We start from the raw sequence: 18,457 nt of genomic DNA on the forward strand, positions 1-18,457 counted from the left end.
ATTCGGTTCCGTAAAGAAACGGTAGGCGAAAGCATGAGGCGATATCTCATCTTGAATGGCGACAAGACGACAGCCAATGGTACCGTCGAGGCCACGGCAACCACGATTCAACTGAGCGGACAGGATGTCGCACACGAAGGCGATAGCGTGTCCTGCCCAGCCTGCAACACGACGGGCAAGATTCAATGTGACGGCCCCCGCCAGGTGATGACCGCGCCGGACGGAAGGCATGCCGCTCTTAGCGATGATCTTTGTATCTGCGGGTGTCATCCCCCGCCCAAGCTGATTGCATCGCAGAACATGATGTCTACCGAAGCGTAGTGCTGGTTTGAGGACTCGTTTGCAGCAAAAAGTATTTCTGGTCCACGTGGACTCATTCGGTTTCCTTCCCTGGTCACCCCATTGGACATGGGATTTCCTTGTCGCATAAGGCTGCGTCCAAGGTGTCCAACGTGTCCAGGATATTTCCAAAGATTGCTTTAGAAGAACCATCAACTGATTTGGACTGCGAATCTTGTAGGTTGGTATTATTTCGTTGATTCTGATTGGACAGGTTGGACACCCTGGACGCGACCTTATGCAGCAAGGCTTCGAGATGTCCGCGAAGTGTCCGACAAGGGATGATATTGTCCTCGCCGGACTCGGCGAAGAAGTCGGAACTGCTTATCCACCCGCTTTCTGTCTATGACGTTGAGGGCAACCGGACAGCTTCAATCCTTGACGAGAAAGCGATCTCTGTTTTTCGCGTCCTTGATCCATGCCGGAGCGCGACCGCGACCGGACCATGTTGCCCCGGTCTTCGGATCATGATACTTCGGCGGGACATTTTCCGGTGCGGACTTTGCCTGCTTTGCCGGCCGACCTCGCTTGCTACTAAAGATATCCTTTTCGGTAATGCCATATTCAGCCACCTTGATACGGATGTCCGCAACAACAGCATCGAATTCGGCAAGGCGAGTCGCTTCAGTTTGCTCAGAAAGTGCTGCGAGTTGAGCCCTAAGCTCTTTGTATGTCGGCATGGTTACTCATTCAGGCGGGCAAGAATGAAGCGTATGATAACGCGAATGTTATCCGGCTAGCGTGAGAGCTGGCGCGACCAACCGATGGCAGGCGATGGATAGGTAAAACGCTTTTGGCACAAGGGTGCGTCCAAGGTGTCCAACGCGGCCAAGGAAATTCAGAATCTTCGCGTCGTCAGCGTATCGTCGATACTCGAAGGTCTAATAGGTAGCAACCGGCTTGCGCAGCGACATTTCCCCGTTTCCAGCCATCGCCCTGCTGAACAGACGGCCTGACCGATAGCGGTAATCTGGGGCGCCTTCAGTTGGGCTTGGGCCTAGGCTGCAAGCGACAGGCTCCGTCGACGTCTAGTTACCTTAACTGATCAATAAACTAGCGATTAGCTACCAAAAATGTTGAATCCAGAGTTGCCGAGTAGGGACCACTTCGCTCAAGACCCGGCAGGCTATAGCCGTTCTGCGTGGATGCGTTGGGCAATCCTCGCTAACTTGAACGGGAAAGATATCGACCCCTTCCAGTCGCCAACGAGCGAAGATCTCAAAAGTCCACTCTTATGGTTGACGCAGGCTGAAGCGATGACGCATGCGGCTGTGGTCCTTTTGAAGAACGAACCGGGGTTCGACAATATGCCCACGGCATTGCGGGGCATCTGCGACTCGCAGTATTGCGCCGTTGCATTGATGTTGGTCGGCTATAGCCTAGAGGTTTGTCTGAAGGCGATGATCATTCTCAAAGGCGGGGTCGACGCATATACCCAAGCGGAGGGCAAATATCAAAACCACGACCTCGGAAAGCTCGCGTCCTTCATTGACACATTGGGCGCGAAAGAACTTGCAATTCTTGAAGTGCTGACTCACTTCGTTTATTGGGCTGGACGGTATCCTGATCCTGGACGAAGGCATATCGCCAAACACGACCAAGTTTTTTCTATTGCGGAGCAGCACAAAATCTCCGGACCGGACCTTTTTCGGCTTGCCGGAAAGGTGATGGGCCACGTCCGTGCAGTGATCGATAACAATGAGGGCGCGCCGGTCTAGGGATAGTTCGCGATGGAACGCACTGCGCATACAGCAGCATCAACAAATATACAACAGAGTTCGACCATGAAAAGATGTGCGTATTGTAATGTTGCGAGTATCAAATTTACAAAAGAGCACATTTGGCCTGACAATATAATTAAAAAATGCATCCCCCTTCTAACTTACAACCCGCGAAATGACGATTTTTACGAGGGCGATCCGGTTGTTAAAGATGTTTGCGAGCAATGCAATAATACTCATCTCAGTGAGATAGACGTGCATCTAGGAAATGTATTTGATCGTTACTTTTCAAACTACATTGAGGCCGGGCAGTCGACTGAGTTTTCCTATGATTACAATATGCTGGTTCGCGGTTTGCTGAAGATTTCCTACAACTCGACACGTTCGACAAAAAACCAGAAACAACAGAAACTGTTAGCGCGATTCGCGAAGCAAATACTGCGTGGCGGAGCATTCCCGTCTGTTATGGTGCGTTTACAGATCGTAACCACATCGAAGGCTGTTACCTTGATAGGGCATGAGGTTGGAGCTTTGCAGCCGGGCGTATTGCGATGCGCTGTCGTTGCGTATGACGGACGATTTAGCAATAGGTTCTGCATTCGGTTGGTCGGGTTTAGGAGTTATTGGTTTTACCTGGTCATCCCCTATAAAAGCGAGCCTCGCCATATCTGGAAAGAGTTAACTCAAAACATTGAAAATTGGGTGACGCCAATGGGGGTGCAGCTGGATCCAACTGAAAAAATAATATCTATTCCGGCTGACAAAACCACTTGGGTCACGCCTACTCTCCTCAGCAAACTCTCTCGCGGTCTGGAAGAACTCGAACTGTAGCTCTTGGCTCCGATCGCGATTTCGCCAAATTACGCAAATCGCGTGTCCGGCTTAAAAAAATTATCGAAACGGATGAATTAGACGCATTGGGCGAGAGCAAGACCCAAAGGAAAAAAGGAAACGTAATGCCCCGGGGTAACAATGTCATCGCTGAACTGCTCAGGCAAAACGAAGGAAATTCGAAAATGTTTGTTTGTCAACAATGTCTGGGCGACGCAATGCTCAGAATGCTTAACGGACAATTGCACGATGAGAAAGTCTGTGCGGCGTGTGGCAAGCCAACAATGAACGCACTCACACCGGAACGCATTGCGAATTTCATACGAAAAGACCTTCCCAGTCACTTTATCCTGGACGATGATTTGCATCCGGGTTATGCGCTAAGTTTGTCACAAATCGTAAGCGCGGCGATTCACTGTGCGGATGAGTCAGTATGTGAAGGGGTTGCTGCATATCTGGTAGACACCGAAGCAAATGAAGAGGATTTTTACTGGGATGGACAAGAGTACCGACGGACACCCAGTCCATTCGAATCCGAAGAGCATGAACGCTGGTATGTCGTAGGCGACTGGAATCACATCGCATACGAGCTAACTCACGGCCAGAGATTTTTCAACGATAAGGTCAAGAATTTTTTTGATGAGCTCACCTTCGAAGCGCTTCAGGCCGAAGCACCGGATCATCCGGGTAGCCGTCCGGTTATCAGCATGCTGCCAGCAGGCACACACTTTTACCGCGCACGCAGGGCGAACAACGCCGCTGAGGCAAAGGTCATTTGCAAAAATCCGGCGATTGAATTAGGCGCACCGCCCAAAGAAAAATGGACTAACAATCGTATGAACCCGGCGGGCATCCCTCTTTTATACGTGGCTAAAGATGTGAAAACCTGTATCGCAGAGGTCCGCCCCTCTATTGGGGATGAGGTCATAGTAGGACAATTTAAATCGACAAAAAGCCTAACGTTCTTTGACTTCACTGCGCTATCCAGCGGTCTATTTCATACACCTATCAGTCTTTTCGATCCAAAGTTCAAAGAACGAATGCAACGTAGAAGGCTCCTTGATTATCTACATGAGGAAATTTCAAAACCAGCAAGAAAAGACGATACTGATTACGTGGTAACTCAAGCATTAGCTGAATTCATTCGTTATAAAACCTCGCCTACTTTTGACGGGATTGTCTTTCAGTCAGCTCAAAATGAAAAAGGAGTTAACTATGTCCTTTTCGGTCAAAAAGATGATCTAAACAGCATGCTTGCTCCCGACTGGTGCCCTCGATTCGATTTAGAAGTTATTACGGAAACCATTGGTGTCCATACTGTAACTTCGATTGACTATCGGGTCGATGACACACCGCTGTCCTAAATCAGAGATTTCATGGACACGTTGGACACCTTGGACGCAGCCATATGCAGCAACGCTTCTACGATGCCCATCCTCGGTCCAACGAAAAAAACCCACCTCAAAGGTGGGCAAAACTGCGTCCGAGACAGCTCGCAGTTACAACGCCGCACTACATAGGCGGGAACGGCTTATCCACCGTTTTCTAGCTCATGGCCTGCATAGGTGGCCGCTTCGAAAACCGTGGATAAGCCGTTCAGAATGGAACAACCATCCGCATGGCTTCGTTTGCTGCCGATCACGCTAGCTCGCGAACCAGCCCACAGATGCTTGCAGCAGTGTTGCCACGCATTTCCTTCGTGATCGGGACTTTCTTGCCACCGCTCATCATCGCGTAGGCGACAGAATCGGTCATGCTGAGATAGCCACCTTTGCCAGATCGTTGCGAAGCTTCCCAGCCGAAATCGTAGACGTCTTTGTAGCTCAGGGATTGACTGCCCCAGCGGATGCCGACACCTGGTTCAATGACGATCGTATGGTCTCGCCAGTTGAGGCGATGAACCACCAGCATTGGCGTCAGAACCGCCACGGGCATCAGCAGGATGCCAACGAGCAGGTTATCGTTGACGCAGACATAAAGGCACCCTCCAAGTCCTGCAAGAATTGCCCCGATAACGGGCACTACCGTCACGATATCGGCGACAACGAAATTCAGCCGTCGCTGCCGGAACGTAACCGCGACCTTGCCATCAGCCAGTTGAGTGCGCTCATAGGCCGGCCTGGACCCAATCCCATGCTTCGCCGCTTTATCGGAACGTCGCGACAATCGCACAACGCTTCGCGCGGCCTGATAGATAAACCACGGCACGCTGGTCCACCGCAGCAGGTTCATCAACAGGAAATTCAACCCGAAGGGAACATAGCGATCACCATATCGCCCCAGGATCAGCAACGGCACGACGAACGGAAAGAAGCGGAATGCCAGCCGGATCGCCGCCGACGCATAGTCCAGCACCCGCTCAAGACCATCCGTGACATCCATAGCCGGACCTGAATATGCAGCGGAACCGCTTTCGGTTTGTGGCACATTGAATCGATGCATGCCGAGTTTGAAATTGGCGGCGGCTGGTCCATCCGTTGGCAATACGCGAGCCTTGATCTGCTCATCAACGCTTCCGAGCACGCCATCCTGTCCATCGATGTAGTAGCTGCCTGTCTTTGCCTGGTTGTCGTCGTTCTGCATACGGTTCCCCGATGTAAATACCCGTCGCTTCAAAGTGCGGGACAGGTAGCCGCAAGCCCAACCCTTACCGGGCGATGGTCATGTTGCCAATGACAGTCATCGGCGGATTGGCATAGAGCGTTTTCAAGACGGGATAAGTTCGGTCCGTGCAAATTGCGCCGTTGCAGTTGCCACCACTTCCCTGTCCGAAACCGTCAAAGTGATTGGTCAGGCCGAGGGCATGCACGAGCTCATGCTCAACAAGTGGCTCGAAAGGTGCGCAATTGGCATTGCTGAAATCGACGTCCACATTGAAGGTCGGGCGGGGATCGATGAGCGGGCTGGAATCAACTTCAGCTTGCCAGTCGGCAGCAAGCGGCGGATCAATGGAATACGTCGGATCAACCCATTGGCTAAAAATATTCTGACGGTTTGCGTATAACTGGCCGCAGTTGTTCGGCTCGGATGCACTGGCAGTCGGCGGCGTCGCATTGTTGAAAATCACCCCTCGCGTGACCGATGCCGGACTCGTTGACGTCGGGAGCCGGTTGAACACGGTTTTGCCGATCGCCGCTTCCAGATTGTTCAGAGCGGTCGTCACCGTCGCACTGTTGCTCGTGTCCAAGAACGGAATCAGGCCGTCGCGCTCGATGTTCCAGCGATACGAATGCAGACCGTCCACGCCGCCTTTGAAGGGGTTGCCAATTGCGCCAAAAGCCCCTGATGTATCCCAGACGGGCGTGTTAGTCGTCGTGCCTTGGCTGATGGCGATGTCGGCCCGGATTTGTGTGTCGGTCGGAACCACCGCAGAAGGCGTGCTGCTAGTCGCCGAACTTGATTGATTGTTGCCGCTACCGCCCCCGCCACATGCGGCCAGCGACGCCGCTATCACTGCTGCAGTTAATTTGCCTCGCATATCGCACCCGTAATGTTTTGTCGATCAAATGAGCACATCACTGCTCGGGCGGATAATAACGCAAATAGGCCAAAATGGCCTATTCAGATGTAGCAGGGAGCATTGCGGCATGCTTCCATCCGTCCATCATCCCCGTTACAAGGCTCTTCGAGCCCACCTGAAAACTCTGCGGAAAAGCGCTGGGCTTACACAGGTCGACTTGGCCAAACTACTGAATGTCGATCAGTCTTATTTGTCGAAGATTGAGCGCGGCGAACGCTACATGGACATTTTGTTCTATCTGGATTGGTGCCGAGCGTGCGAGATGGAACCAAACGAAGCCGTCATGAAACTGGTGGAAGCAGGAGCTTAGAGGAAAACCTGCCAATCTCGAACCCGAGCTATTCCAGAAGACCAGTCCAGCCCCGGCGGCTTGTCCGCGTTGACCGCTTCCAAAGAGGGCAAACTCGAAATGTTATTAAAATGAAAGAATGTTTGGTGTTTTTTGTCCATTGATGGACAATTTGGCTATCCATGATGTGAACAATATTTCTGTCTATTCAATGACATAAAAATTTGCAACGTCGTTGTCCATCCAGCGCGTGGTGATAACCTGAAAGTGCCTAAATTCCTTTCTTTTCAAAGCATTAGGCTTAAAAACCCCACCGGAAGTCAAATTTTTGTCCATAGATGTCTCGCCGCGCCTGAAATCTTTGCCAGTATTGCCTTCCAGTCATGAACAGCCCCGGGAATGGTGGAGGCTGGTTGGTTCAAGTTAATGCCAGCACAGCGATGGTATTGCTGAATTGCCGGTAGTAGTTTGCCTCAGCTTTAGCGGGCGGGATATAGCCTGGAAGTTCCACTAGCCGATGATGGTTGAACCACGCCACCCATTCCAGCCTAACCAGTTCGACAGATTCTCGAGTTTTCCACGGAGCACGCCGCGCAAACCATGTTGTTTCATCAGCCGCTCGACCGTGCAACGTGCCACCGCAATACCTTCCTGGTTCATCTGCCTCCAGACTTTATCGGCTCCATAGACCTGCATGTTGGCCTGCCAGACGCGCTTGATTCCGGATGCAGACTCATCGCGTTTCGCTCGGGCACAGCGCCGCGACGGGCCACGAAGCTGTGCGGCATGACGCCGATAGCCCGACGGGACAATCCGCAAGACCTTGCAGATCGGCTCGACCTCGAAGCTGTCGCGATGCTGATCGATAAAGGCCTTCAGAACTTCAGGCGGCGGTCGAGCTCCACCGGGGCGAAGAATGCGCTCGCCAGCTTCAGGATCTCATTGGCACCGCGCAGTTCCTTAACCTCACGCTCCAGTGCCTTGAGGCGTTCACGTTCCGGCGTGGTGACGCCCTCACGCTCATCGCTATCGACTTCTCCCCACTTGCCCCATCCCAGCAGTGTCTGGCTCGTACAGCCGATCTTTGGCGCAATGGATTCGATCGCCGCCCACTGTGAGGGATACTCGCCCCGATGCTCTTGCACCATGCGCACCGCACGTTCGCGGACTTCAGCAGGAAACTTGTTCGACTTGTTCATAGCTCTATTCTCTCAAGAGTGGAGCCTCCACCAAATCCGGGGCAGTTCAATATCGCATGCGTTCGGGAAGTCTTCGCGTTGGACGACTCCCGATGGCAGAATCGAGCCACCCGGTTGGCTACGAATGCTTGCGCTACGATGTGGGATAGATAAAAATCAAACAGTCTGGGGTAGATTAGATATGCTGAATTGGGGCACTGACTGTGTTGAGTTAGAGTCATTTCAATATCGACGACAATCAGGTCGAATGCGGGCGATGCAGAAAAATAAGATTACCATCAATTGGATCGCATAAGCATTCATTATTTAATAAAACTTTTTATACGTATATTTCAATAAAATTTAGGAAATTAAATATATGGCCACCTTAAATCCTGCCGCCCCCGAAGAAAAGCTTTTAGCTGACGTGCTTCGCCATATTACATCACGAAATGCAATATTGTTTTTAGGATCTGGATTTTCCGCTTCCGCACGCGGCATAGACAACGAAGAAATGCCCGTCGCGTCTGATTTAGCACAAAAAATTGCAGATCTTCAGAATTTTGATGCTGAAAAAGACTTGCGTTATGCGTCGTCCCGTTATTTAGATAGCGACGGAGATAAGAATGCTTTAATTAAACTCCTTCGCGAGACATTTTCTGTCAGGTCGGTGGAAGATCATCACGTCACTCTTGCATCTGTGCCTTGGCGAAGGGTGTACACCACCAATTACGACATGTGTTTCGAACGTGCCGCCGAAAAAGCTGGAAAAATATTCGACACCGTTGATCTGTCTTCAAATCCTTCTGAGTTTTCAGCACGAAATAATATCTGCGTGCATTTGAACGGCTCGCTTAAAAATTTAAATTCCGAAACGCTCAACAATGATTTCAAACTGACGAATTCATCTTATCTTTCACCTGATTCGTTTTTGACATCGAGCTGGCGTTATCCGTTCCAACGAGACATTGACTTTTGCTCGGCAATTGTCTTTGTTGGATACTCCATGTACGACATCGAAGTTCAAAAGATTCTTCATTCTGACCCTGCATATCGAGACAAGACATTTTTTATCACGCGATCCTTAAAGAAGGGAAGAGATCAATTTACGATCGAACAATTTGGCTCGATTTTGCCAATCGGTGCCGAAGCCTTCGCCAAGGCTGTTGCCGGAGAGTCGGATGTTTTAATTGCCGAGCCGGAAGAACTGGTGCTGGCAAGTCTTTGGGAGTATCAGTTTAGTGAGGAGGATGTTGAAATACGCGATGCTCATGTTGACGCATTTCTCATGCGGGGTGAGGTGTCTGACGAAATTATCGACGCTACCGCAATGGGAGCAAAGGGAGCAAAGGGAGCAAAGGGAGCGCCTATTCTGATCTCCCGTGACGATATAATCTATGCAAAACAATTACTAGATGCGGATGCAAAGGTGGTCGTCATTGCTGAGTTCGGCAATGGGAAATCCACATTTATCCGCGCTCTAAGAAGTCAACTGGCCATGAGTGGCGTTCGAGTGTTTACAGCAGATCAGGCAGACGCGCATCAACACGACGACCTTGAAAAAATTATTAAAAAAGATATTAAAGGATGTTTAATTATCGATTCTTATGAGCAAAATATTGCTTTGCTTAAACACTACGCGGAGCTACACCCTGCGAAACTTAAACTCGTCATTGGCGCACGAACGAGTATCCACGAACGTTTTCGGCCTTGGCTAGTCAAGTCGGGCTTAGAACTAAACGAGATAGCGTTGGATGACCTATCGTCGCAAGAGGCGGACCAGTTCATCGAAATCATGGATAACGTTGGGTATTGGGGTGAGAAAGCAGCCTTACCTCTTTACTCTAAACAATCCATCGTGAACAACGATCATCATAGGCAACTTTCGTTGAATTTATTATCGCTTTTATCATCCCCCCAAATGATAGAGCGCGTGCGAGAGCTTCTGAGCGGTTTGCTATCAAATCCGCAGCACAGGGATACGATATTTTCTATTGCACTACTTTCTGCGAATGACAAACCTCTCACTTCAAGCCTGATTTCCGAAATCGCTTTAAACGACGCGATTTATTCTTCCGAGTTGCGCAGCAACGAAAGCTTTCGACAGATTTTCCAAATTCAAGGGATCAAAATTTCCGCAAAATCGAGCGTATTTGCTATTGCGCTTATTTCCCAGCAATTTCAAGCAACATACATTGTAGATCAACTGTTGAAGATCGTTTCGGCCATTGATGATGGAATGGCTGATCTGCGAGATATCCAAAAAAGCTTATTGCGATTTTCTGTGGTCGAACGATTTTTGCCCGCAAAGCAACGCATGCAAAATCTGGTCCGATACTATGAAAATCTAAAACGCGAAATTTCCTGGCTTAAAGGTGATCCACACTTCTGGTTGCAGTATGGAATGGCTCAGCTTACATATAAACATTATGACAAGGCCCAAGGATACTTCGACCAAGCCTATGCATTGGCAGAAAAAAAACATAATTATCACACTGACCATCTTGACACTCAACAAGCACGCTTATTTCTTCTGCAAGCCGTTTCGGTTGAAGATCCTGCAAGATCATTTCAATTGTTCGCCGACGGTCACAAGCTTCTACGTGCATTAACGGATGACGTTCATAAGTACCGACAAGTTGAAATATACAAAGAGGTTTTTGACAAGAGATTCGCAATATTTACCAAGGCCCAAAAAGCAACATTTGAACGATCATGCAAAAATCTGCTTGCTGAATTGACACAAGTGATGTCGGATATCTGGCCAGGTAGCCGTCCACGTATAATAATTCGAGTCATCGATATGCTTGAAGCGATCCTCAGCAAGATCAACGACGGCAAGAAGTGAGCAAGAAATAGCAATTGACGCTGTATGACTTTCTGTTTGCGTTGAGATGCGTTAGGCCTCACAGCCATCGGTGCCCGCCCTTGGCTGTGCCCCGTCTGAACTGAAGATGGATGGGCAAGCTCATGTCGAGCTGCACTTGTGCCTTCGCATTCTCCTTGACTATTCCAAATGACGACCCGCAAGCGGTCGACCGCGTTGATAAATTCACTGAGTGAGGGCGCAGCGATGTTTCCATGAATCGTATTATCCCGATCCGCCTTATTGCGGACACTTGAACGAGTATCGTCGAACGACCGCACAATCCAACAATTCGCACAAGGCGCTCGATCACAAAAATGGCCGCTGTGACTCTTGGAAGCGGATGTCGGTCAACCAATGTGACGAGCGGCCGAGTCGGGTCGAGGGCAACCGGTCACATTAATTCCTGGACTCCCCCGACACGTCGGACACCTTGGACGCAACGATATACAGCGGACCTCCCCGATGTCCAACCTCAGGTCCAGCGAAAAAAGTCCATCGCGAGAGTGGGCAAAACTGCGTCCAAGGCGATTCGGAGTTACAACACGGCACTACATAGGCAAGAACGGCTTACCCATGGCTTCCTTGCCCAAAGCCGTCGAAATGATTTGTCAGACCGAGGGCATGCACAGGCTCAACGAGCGACTCAAACGGCGCGCAATTGGCGTTGCTGAAATCGACATCCACATTGAAAGTCGGGCAGAGGTCGATGAGCGAGCTGGAATCAACTTCGGCTCGCCAGTCAGCGGCGAGCGGCAGATCAATGGAATAGGTCGGGTCAACCCATTGGTCGGAAATATTGTGACGATTTGCATACAACTGACCGCAGTTATTTGGTTCTGCCGCACTGGCAGTCGGCGGCGTCGCATTGTTGAAAATCACCCCTCGCGCGACCAATGCCGGGTCCGTCGTTGCCGGAAACCAGATGAACACGGTTTTGCCGATCGCCGCTTGCAGGCTGTTCAGAGCGATCGTAACCGTCGCACTGTTGCTCGTGTCCAGAAACGGCATCAGGCCGCCCCGTTACAGGGCTCTTCGAGCCCACCTGAAAACTCTGAGGAAAAGCGCTGGGCTTACACAGGTCGACTTGGCCAAATTACTGACTGTCGATCAATCTTATTTATCGAAGATTGAGCGTGGTGAACGCTACATGGACATTTTATTCTATTTGGATTGGTGCCGAGCGTGTGAGATGGAATCAAACGAAGCCGTCATGAAGCTGGTGGAAGCAGGAGCTGAGGAAAAGCCTGCCAACGTTTCGCGGATCCAGCAATTCAAGAAGACCAGCCAAGCCCCTGCGGCTTATCCACGTCAACTGCTTCCAAAGAAAGCAAACCCGGAACATTATTAAAATGAAGGAATATCCCGAGTTTTTTGTCAATTTATGGACAATTCATATACCCATGATGTCAACAAAATTCCCCTTTATTCGACGACATAAGAAATTACAACGTCGTTGTCCATCCAGCGCGTAGTGATCGGCAGAAAATGCGGGTAGGCGCTGCGCGCGGCGGGAGTGGGTTTGTTCATCGCTTATTGCCCCGGTTTTTCGACAAACTCGAACGGCAAGCCGCGCCGCCGCATCCATTCACCTAGCGCCTGACCGGTACCCGCACGCCACGGACGCAGTTTGACCGGTTCGATCAGCCGGTATTCGAGCAATTCCGGCGACAGCGCGACCGTGCCATACGCCTTCACGTGATACGCGATGATCAGTTCGTTTTTGCGGATGAATTCGTACACGCCGATCAACTCGACCGTCTCCGCGTGCAGCGAGGTTTCTTCCAGTACCTCGCGGGCAATGCCCTCTTCCGGCGTTTCGCCGTTTTCCAGAAAACCGGTGATCAGCGCGAACATGCCTTCGGGCCAGGCGGCGTTGCGCGCGAGCAGGATCTTGCCCTCGTATTCGACGATCGCCGCGACCACCGGCAGCGGATTGTTCCAGTGGACGTAGCCGCATTCCGTATCGGGACAGCTCTGGCGAATCCGGCCGCCTTCATGTTCGGGATCGGAGCGCTCGATCAAAGACTTGGCGCAACGCGGACAAAATTGGTATTCGGTCATGGCGAGTGGGTCGTTTCTTATGTTCTGTGTCTGATTGTCTTGTTCCAGCGCGGACGTCACACGGTTTCAGGCCATGCACGGTACACACACTTCGGCGGCGGCACGCTCGACGGTTTCGGGCTGCGTGTCCCACGCGCACATTAGCCGGCAACCGCCCGCGCCGATGAACCCGGAGGACTTCCAGACGCCGGCATGGTTATCGGACGCGCAATGCTGCATGGCTGGCCGCGCGCCCGGCAACAGGCGCACTGAGATGACAGGAAAGCGGTCATTTTAGTGCGCCGGTGGATTATTTGTTTTCCGGCGATGGGGATTGGCGGGGCGAGCGCCCCTGAGTCGAACGGAAAGGCCGTTAGTTGCAACCGCAGTCGGGCATCCGGCCGCGGCCACGCGGGATGTGCGCCACAATCGTCAAGCCGGCCGCGCCCAGCAGCAACGCTCCCGTCGCCAGCCACAAAGCAGGCGAAAACGACCCCGTGTGTTCGGCTATCGGTGCGGCCACCAGCGGGCCGATGATCTGGCCCACGCCATACGCCGCGGTCGCATAGCCCATCAGACCGGCCGCATTGTCACCGTGCAAACGCCGCGCTTCGCGCATTGCGAACAAGGTGATCGCCGTAAAGGGCAGACCGATCAGGATGCTGCCCAACGAGAAGCCGCCCGCCGTGGGCCAAACGATGCCGCACGCGATGCCGCCTGCCTGCAGCACGTAGCAGCCGGCCAGCAATGTGCGATTGTCCCAGTGCACCGGCAGGCGCGCCGCGAGCAATGCCCCGACGATCAACGCCGCCCCGAACATCGGCCAGAACAGATCGGGCCAGGGCGAGCCTGGCAGCGCGTGGCGCGCGATCACCGGCAGGAACGTCGCAGTGATGATGTAGCCGAAACCGGGCACGCCATATAGCAGGACCAGCCAGAAGGCATCCGCGCGGTGCCGGGGATGGCGTGTGGGAGCGCGTTGACCGGCTGCCGGACTTGCGCTCGACTGATTGGCGGCGCTTGCCTTGCCCGTGGCAGCCGCCGCGCCTCCTGAAACGATATGGGTCACGGTCCCGAACGCGGGCCAAACCACGGCCGAAAGGATCGCGGCGATCAGTCCGAAACCGATCCAACCCACCATGGCGCCGTAACCGCTCGCCGCGCTGACCAGCAAACCTGTCCCGACGATGCCCACGCCCGGGCCCGTATAGATCACCCCGCCCCACCCATGCGCGCCGAGTTCGGCAAGCCGCCGCAAGCCCCACTGCGAGGCGAACACAAAGGTCCAGGCACTGATCGCGCCGGCGACGAAGCGCACAAGGGCCCAGAGCCAGAATTGGCTTGTTACGCCCATTGCCAGCGTCAGCAAGACGGTTGCAACAAGGCCCATGCGCACCATGCGTGCCGGCTCGACCCGCAGCGCCGCACAGGTGAGCGCACCGACGAAATAGCCCGCGTAGTTGAACGAGGCGAGCCAGCCGCCATGCTGGATATCGATCTGCGGTTGACCAAAGACACTGCCGTGAAGCATCAGCGGCAAGAGCGGCGTGAACGCAAAACGCCCAATACCGAGCGCCACGGCCAAGGTGACCATGCAGGCAAGCGCTGCGCGGCGGGCAGCATGACGTTCGGCAGAGGTGTCGTGCGCGCTGGAAGCAAGGTCGTTCATGACATGAGCAGACGGTAAATGGATTCGGGCCGGCGGTCGCCGGCTTCCTCAATCCATATTAGCTTGACCTTTCAATCACGAAAAATGAATAATTAGGATACTAACCATCGTCCCGAGAGAACCATGGATCTGGCCGCTTTGACCATTTTTCGTGCCGTCGTGCGTGAAAACGGCGTGACGCGCGCCGCTGCCAAGCTCAATCGCGTGCAATCGAACGTCACGACGCGCATCAAGCAGCTCGAGGAACAACTGGGGACCGACCTGTTCATCCGCGATGGCCGGCGCCTTGTTCTGACACCGGCCGGTGAGACGCTGCTGCCCTACGCGGAGCGTTTGCTCGCACTCGCCGACGAGGCACGCCATGCGCTGCGCGAGGATCGTCCGAGCGGGCGCCTGCGTTTGGGCACGATGGAAAGCGTCGCGGCGACGCGTCTGCCTGGCCTGCTCGCGCGTTATCACCAGCAGTGGCCGGATGTTGCACTGGAACTCGAAACCGGCACGACGGGCAAGCTGATCGAGCGGGTCCGCGAATTCGAAGTGGATGCAGCTTTGGTGGCGACGCCGCTGGATCCGGCCGCGCTCGGCGAATTGTTCGAAACAGTGCCGGTTTTCCGCGAAGAGCTGGTGATGCTGTCGCCGCGCGGTCATCGACCGATTCACGAAGTGCGGGATATTGCTTTATCGACGCTGATCGCGTTCGAGCGTGGATGTGCTTACCGGTCGTATATCGAGAAGTGGTATCTGGAGCATGGCGTGAGGCCGGCTCGCGTGCTGGAGCTTGGCTCGTATCATGCGATCGTGGCTTGTGTCGCTGCCGGCGCGGGAGTGGCCGTGGCACCGCGATCCGTGCTCGATCTGCAAACCGATGCGAGCAATATCGCCGTTCATGAGCTTCCCGAGATTGGCGTGATCGAGACGCTTCTCGTCTGGCGGCGAGGGCATTTTTCGTCTGCGCTCAATGCGCTGCGGCAGACGCTTGTGTCGGGAGAGGATGCCGTACCGTTACCGGCCGCAGCACCGGTATGCGTGGCTTGATGCTTTGCCTGCGCGGCGGAGAACGCTAACCGCCGCCGCAACCGGCCAACGTGAGGCACGGCAAGGCACGCCAACGAAAAAACAACTTGGGCCACGTGGGACGCAAAAACCACCAGCGCCCCACGTGGCCCACGTGGTCCAATCAAACCCGAATCAAAGCTGGGCTTCGACCCAACCCTTCACGCCTGCCAGCGCCGCAGCAAGATTCGCCGGCTCGGTACCGCCCGCTTGCGCCATGTCCGGCCGCCCGCCGCCCTTGCCACCGACTTGCTGTGCAACGAAGTTGACCAGTTCACCGGCCTTGACCTTCTTGCTGGCGTCCGCCGTCACACCGGCGATCAGACTCACCTTGCCGCCCTCGACCGAGGCCAGCACGATCGCTGCGCTCTTCAGCTTGTCCTTCAGCTTGTCGACCGTCTCGCGCAGCGTTTTCACGTCCGCGCCCTCGAGCGTGGCAGCCAGCACATGCACGCCGGCCACTTCGATGGCCTGACCGGCAAGCTCGTCGCCCTGGCTCGAAGCCATCTTCGACTTCAACGCGCTGAGTTCCTTCTCCAGCGACTTCACCTGATCCTGCACCTGCACGATCCGCTGCGTCAGTTCCGACGGTTGCGCCTTCAACACGGCCGCAGCCGCATTGATCCGCGCGTCGAGATCCTGCACGAAGCGCACGGCGTTATCGCCCGTGATCGCTTCCACGCGACGGATACCGGCCGCCACGCCGCCTTCCATCACGATCTTGAAGAGGCCGATGTCACCCGTGCGATGCACGTGCGTACCGCCGCACAACTCGCGCGAGAAACCGAGGTCGAGCACGCGCACTTCGTCGCCGTACTTTTCGCCGAACAGCGCCATCGCACCGCCCTTCACCGCGTCGTCGAACGGCATGACCTGCACGATGCCCGGTGCGTTCGCCAGCACTTCCGCGTTGACGATTGCTTCGACCTGACGGATCTGCTCGTCGGTCATCGGCGCGTTATGCGCGAAGTCGAAACGGGTCTTGTCCGCATCGACCAGCGAGCCCTTCTGCTGCACGTGCGAACCGAGCACCTCGCGCAACGCCTTGTGCATCAGGTGGGTGGCCGAGTGGTTGCGCTCAGTGCGGGCACGACGCACTGCATCGATTTCCGCCTTCACGACGTCGCCGACCTTCAGCGTGCCCTGCTCGAGCGTGCCGTGATGGCCGACCACGTCCGCCTGCACCTTCAGCGTATCGGTCACCGCGAAGCGCACGCTCGCGTTAGCCAGCACACCCTGGTCGCCGACCTGGCCGCCTGACTCCGCGTAGAACGGCGTGTGATCGAGCACGACGACCGCCTGCTGGCCGTTGTTCACTTCTTTCACCGAAGCGCCGTCGACATACAGCGCGATCACTTTCGCGTCGTCGAAGATGATTTCTTCGTAACCGTGGAACGTGGTCTTCGCGCCCGTGTATTCGAGGCCCTGCGCCATCTTGAACTTGCCGGCCGCGCGAGCCTGCTCGCGCTGACGCGCCATGGCTTCGTCGAAGGCGGCCTCGTCGACCGTCACTTCGCGCTCGCGGCACACGTCTGCCGTCAGATCGAGCGGGAAGCCGTAGGTGTCGTGCAGCTTGAACGCGAGTTCGCCGTCGAGCGTCTTGCCGCCCTTCGCCTCCAGATCGGCCAGCGCGCTTTCGAGAATCGACATGCCGTGCTCGATGGTCTCGAAGAAGCGCTCTTCTTCCTGACGCAGCACGTCGGTCACGCGTTGTTCCGCGTCCTTCAGTTCCGGATAGGCGTCACCCATTTGCGCGACGAGGTCCGGCACCATGCGGTGGAAAAACGAACCTTTCTTGCCCAGTTTGTAACCGTGGCGGATCGCACGGCGCACGATACGGCGCAGCACATAGCCGCGGCCTTCGTTGCCGGGAATCACACCGTCGACGATCAGGAACGAGCACGCGCGAATGTGATCGGCGATCACCTTCAGCGAGTTGTTGGTCAGATCGGCCACGCCGGTTTCGCGGCCCGCGGCCTTGATGAGCGCCTGGAACAGGTCGATCTCGTAGTTGCTGTGCACGTGCTGCAAGACGGCTGCGATACGCTCCAGACCCATGCCGGTGTCGACACATTGCTTGGGCAGCGGCGTCATGTTGCCTTGGGCGTCGCGGCTGAATTGCATGAACACGAGATTCCAGATCTCGATGTAGCGGTCGCCGTCTTCTTCAGGCGATCCAGGGGGGCCGCCCCACACGTCCGGGCCGTGGTCGTAGAAGATTTCCGAGCACGGACCGCATGGGCCGACGTCGGCCATCTGCCAGAAATTGTCCGACGCGTAGCGCGCACCTTTGTTGTCGCCGATGCGGATGATGCGCTCGACCGGCACGCCCACTTCCTTCGCCCAGATGTCGTGCGCTTCGTCGTCTTCGTGATAGACGGTGACCCACAGCTTGTCTTTCGGCAACTGATACACGCCCGTCAGCAACTCCCACGCGTAGTGGATCGCGTCGCGCTTGAAGTAGTCGCCGAACGAGAAATTGCCCAGCATTTCGAAGAACGTGTGGTGACGCGCGGTGTAGCCGACGTTTTCCAGATCGTTGTGCTTGCCGCCGGCGCGCACGCTGCGCTGCGCGGTCGTGGCGCGCGAATACGGACGCGATTCGGCGCCGAGGAACACATCTTTGAACTGCACCATTCCCGAATTGGTGAAGAGCAGTGTCGGGTCGTTACCGGGCACAAGGCTCGACGAACGAACGATCGAATGGCCCTTCGATTCGAAGAACTTGAGGAATTTCTCGCGGATTTCGGCGGCTTTCATAGCGTGCGGGGGACGGGTTTGCCAGTTCCCTGGCTGTTACCGGCGGCATCATGGAGATGCGCCAACTGTTTGTTTCTTAAACGACTGATTATACGGGATCGGCGAGCGTGCGCGGCAGCGCCCCTGCCCCGGCCTCGTCGCGTTAGCCATTCGGCCAGGTTTGGCCGGGTGGCGGGCGACACGCCAGG

General features: G+C 54.6%; 14 protein-coding genes, 4 pseudogenes and 1 other annotated feature. Of the genes and pseudogenes, 8 read left to right on the forward strand and 10 right to left on the reverse strand.

What is annotated here, in order from left to right:
• Window positions 1–33: 33 nt before the first annotated feature.
• Window positions 34–321, forward strand: a complete 288-nt coding sequence (locus PQR67_RS06300) for a PAAR domain-containing protein (RefSeq protein WP_408455980.1) — start codon at window positions 34–36, stop codon at window positions 319–321.
• 389 nt (window positions 322–710) lie between these two features.
• Here PQR67_RS06300 and PQR67_RS06305 read toward each other — a convergent pair whose 3' ends face one another.
• Complete coding sequence (locus PQR67_RS06305; RefSeq protein ID WP_408455983.1) at window positions 711–1,019, reverse strand: H-NS histone family protein; 309 nt, start codon at window positions 1,017–1,019, stop codon at window positions 711–713.
• 393 nt (window positions 1,020–1,412) lie between these two features.
• Between PQR67_RS06305 and PQR67_RS06310 the strand changes: the two genes are divergently transcribed.
• From PQR67_RS06310 to PQR67_RS06320, 3 genes are read left to right on the forward strand one after another with little or no spacing between them, the layout of a single operon-like run.
• Window positions 1,413–2,057, forward strand: a complete 645-nt coding sequence (locus tag PQR67_RS06310) for a HEPN domain-containing protein (protein WP_408455986.1) — start codon at window positions 1,413–1,415, stop codon at window positions 2,055–2,057.
• A gap of 12 nt (window positions 2,058–2,069) precedes the next feature.
• On the forward strand, window positions 2,070–2,891 hold the full coding sequence (locus PQR67_RS06315) for a hypothetical protein (RefSeq protein WP_408455989.1): 822 nt from the start codon (window positions 2,070–2,072) through the stop codon (window positions 2,889–2,891).
• Window positions 2,831–4,255 (forward strand): RES family NAD+ phosphorylase, encoded by a 1,425-nt coding sequence (locus PQR67_RS06320; protein ID WP_408455992.1) that lies wholly within the window; start codon window positions 2,831–2,833, stop codon window positions 4,253–4,255. Before PQR67_RS06315 ends, PQR67_RS06320 begins: the two co-directional genes overlap by 61 nt.
• Window positions 4,256–4,529: 274 nt before the next feature.
• On the opposite strand, the gene PQR67_RS06325 is transcribed toward PQR67_RS06320, so the two are convergent.
• Both PQR67_RS06325 and PQR67_RS06330 read right to left on the reverse strand, forming a co-directional pair.
• A complete protein-coding gene (locus PQR67_RS06325; protein ID WP_408455995.1) occupies window positions 4,530–5,474 on the reverse strand; it encodes a hypothetical protein in 945 nt (314 codons plus the stop codon).
• Window positions 5,475–5,538: 64 nt separating this feature from the next.
• The gene (locus PQR67_RS06330) at window positions 5,539–6,369 is read right to left on the reverse strand and encodes a hypothetical protein (RefSeq protein ID WP_408306213.1); all 831 of its coding nucleotides are present in this window, start codon (window positions 6,367–6,369) and stop codon (window positions 5,539–5,541) included.
• Window positions 6,370–6,478: 109 nt separating this feature from the next.
• Here PQR67_RS06330 and PQR67_RS06335 point away from each other — a divergent pair, with 109 nt between their 5' ends.
• Window positions 6,479–6,721 (forward strand): helix-turn-helix domain-containing protein, encoded by a 243-nt coding sequence (locus PQR67_RS06335; RefSeq protein ID WP_035547139.1) that lies wholly within the window; start codon window positions 6,479–6,481, stop codon window positions 6,719–6,721.
• A 549-nt stretch (window positions 6,722–7,270) separates the two neighbouring features.
• Here the strand turns inward: PQR67_RS06335 and PQR67_RS06340 are convergent.
• Window positions 7,271–7,899: pseudogene (locus PQR67_RS06340) on the reverse strand (IS3 family transposase); the annotation flags it as partial.
• Window positions 7,505–7,621 (reverse strand) — a sequence feature (AL1L pseudoknot). It overlaps the preceding pseudogene by 117 nt.
• 358 nt (window positions 7,900–8,257) lie before the next feature.
• Between PQR67_RS06340 and PQR67_RS06345 the strand changes: the two are divergent.
• Entirely contained in the window at window positions 8,258–10,726 is a 2,469-nt protein-coding gene (locus PQR67_RS06345) for an SIR2 family protein (RefSeq protein ID WP_408455999.1), read from the forward strand.
• A gap of 588 nt (window positions 10,727–11,314) precedes the next feature.
• Here PQR67_RS06345 and PQR67_RS06350 read toward each other — a convergent pair.
• Window positions 11,315–11,755: a hypothetical protein gene (locus PQR67_RS06350; RefSeq protein WP_408456565.1), complete on the reverse strand. Its 441-nt coding sequence runs from the start codon at window positions 11,753–11,755 to the stop codon at window positions 11,315–11,317.
• Between PQR67_RS06350 and PQR67_RS06355 the strand changes: the two are divergent.
• Window positions 11,754–11,978: pseudogene (locus PQR67_RS06355) on the forward strand (helix-turn-helix transcriptional regulator); the annotation flags it as partial. The gene PQR67_RS06350 and the pseudogene PQR67_RS06355 overlap by 2 nt on opposite strands.
• Before the next feature lie 215 nt (window positions 11,979–12,193).
• Here the strand turns inward: PQR67_RS06355 and PQR67_RS06360 are convergent.
• The 4 genes and pseudogenes from PQR67_RS06360 to PQR67_RS06375 form a co-directional block, all read right to left on the reverse strand.
• A pseudogene (locus PQR67_RS06360) lies at window positions 12,194–12,274 on the reverse strand (acyl-CoA thioesterase); the annotation flags it as partial.
• 3 nt (window positions 12,275–12,277) lie between these two features.
• Entirely contained in the window at window positions 12,278–12,808 is a 531-nt protein-coding gene (locus PQR67_RS06365) for an NUDIX domain-containing protein (protein WP_408456002.1), read from the reverse strand.
• A gap of 66 nt (window positions 12,809–12,874) precedes the next feature.
• A pseudogene (locus PQR67_RS06370) lies at window positions 12,875–12,991 on the reverse strand (threonine aldolase); the annotation flags it as partial.
• 169 nt (window positions 12,992–13,160) lie between these two features.
• Window positions 13,161–14,456 carry a YbfB/YjiJ family MFS transporter gene (locus PQR67_RS06375; protein ID WP_408456004.1) on the reverse strand — a complete coding sequence of 432 codons (1,296 nt, stop codon included), beginning with the start codon at window positions 14,454–14,456 and terminating at the stop codon, window positions 13,161–13,163.
• A 123-nt stretch (window positions 14,457–14,579) separates the two neighbouring features.
• Here PQR67_RS06375 and PQR67_RS06380 point away from each other — a divergent pair, with 123 nt between their 5' ends.
• Entirely contained in the window at window positions 14,580–15,491 is a 912-nt protein-coding gene (locus tag PQR67_RS06380) for a LysR family transcriptional regulator (RefSeq protein ID WP_408456007.1), read from the forward strand.
• A 153-nt stretch (window positions 15,492–15,644) separates the two neighbouring features.
• Here the strand turns inward: PQR67_RS06380 and alaS are convergent, their stop codons facing one another.
• Window positions 15,645–18,269: an alanine--tRNA ligase gene (alaS, locus tag PQR67_RS06385; protein WP_408456014.1), complete on the reverse strand. Its 2,625-nt coding sequence runs from the start codon at window positions 18,267–18,269 to the stop codon at window positions 15,645–15,647.
• Window positions 18,270–18,457: the final 188 nt, after the last annotated feature.

This window comes from Paraburkholderia fungorum, assembly GCF_046026025.1.
GTDB lineage: Bacteria > Pseudomonadota > Gammaproteobacteria > Burkholderiales > Burkholderiaceae > Paraburkholderia > Paraburkholderia fungorum_E.

What these genes read in the sequence shown, in the direction of transcription:
- PQR67_RS06350 (WP_408456565.1), bottom strand. Translation starts at nt 11,755, where the DNA reads ATGCCGTTTCTGGACACGAGCAACAGTGCGACGGTTACGATCGCTCTG.
- PQR67_RS06315 (WP_408455989.1), top strand. Translation starts at nt 2,070, where the DNA reads ATGGAACGCACTGCGCATACAGCAGCATCAACAAATATACAACAGAGT.
- PQR67_RS06335 (WP_035547139.1), top strand. Translation starts at nt 6,479, where the DNA reads ATGCTTCCATCCGTCCATCATCCCCGTTACAAGGCTCTTCGAGCCCAC.
- PQR67_RS06375 (WP_408456004.1), bottom strand. Translation starts at nt 14,456, where the DNA reads ATGAACGACCTTGCTTCCAGCGCGCACGACACCTCTGCCGAACGTCAT.
- PQR67_RS06325 (WP_408455995.1), bottom strand. Translation starts at nt 5,474, where the DNA reads ATGCAGAACGACGACAACCAGGCAAAGACAGGCAGCTACTACATCGAT.
- PQR67_RS06310 (WP_408455986.1), top strand. Translation starts at nt 1,413, where the DNA reads ATGTTGAATCCAGAGTTGCCGAGTAGGGACCACTTCGCTCAAGACCCG.
- alaS (WP_408456014.1), bottom strand. Translation starts at nt 18,269, where the DNA reads ATGAAAGCCGCCGAAATCCGCGAGAAATTCCTCAAGTTCTTCGAATCG.
- PQR67_RS06365 (WP_408456002.1), bottom strand. Translation starts at nt 12,808, where the DNA reads ATGACCGAATACCAATTTTGTCCGCGTTGCGCCAAGTCTTTGATCGAG.
- PQR67_RS06300 (WP_408455980.1), top strand. Translation starts at nt 34, where the DNA reads ATGAGGCGATATCTCATCTTGAATGGCGACAAGACGACAGCCAATGGT.
- PQR67_RS06330 (WP_408306213.1), bottom strand. Translation starts at nt 6,369, where the DNA reads ATGCGAGGCAAATTAACTGCAGCAGTGATAGCGGCGTCGCTGGCCGCA.
- PQR67_RS06305 (WP_408455983.1), bottom strand. Translation starts at nt 1,019, where the DNA reads ATGCCGACATACAAAGAGCTTAGGGCTCAACTCGCAGCACTTTCTGAG.
- PQR67_RS06345 (WP_408455999.1), top strand. Translation starts at nt 8,258, where the DNA reads ATGGCCACCTTAAATCCTGCCGCCCCCGAAGAAAAGCTTTTAGCTGAC.
- PQR67_RS06380 (WP_408456007.1), top strand. Translation starts at nt 14,580, where the DNA reads ATGGATCTGGCCGCTTTGACCATTTTTCGTGCCGTCGTGCGTGAAAAC.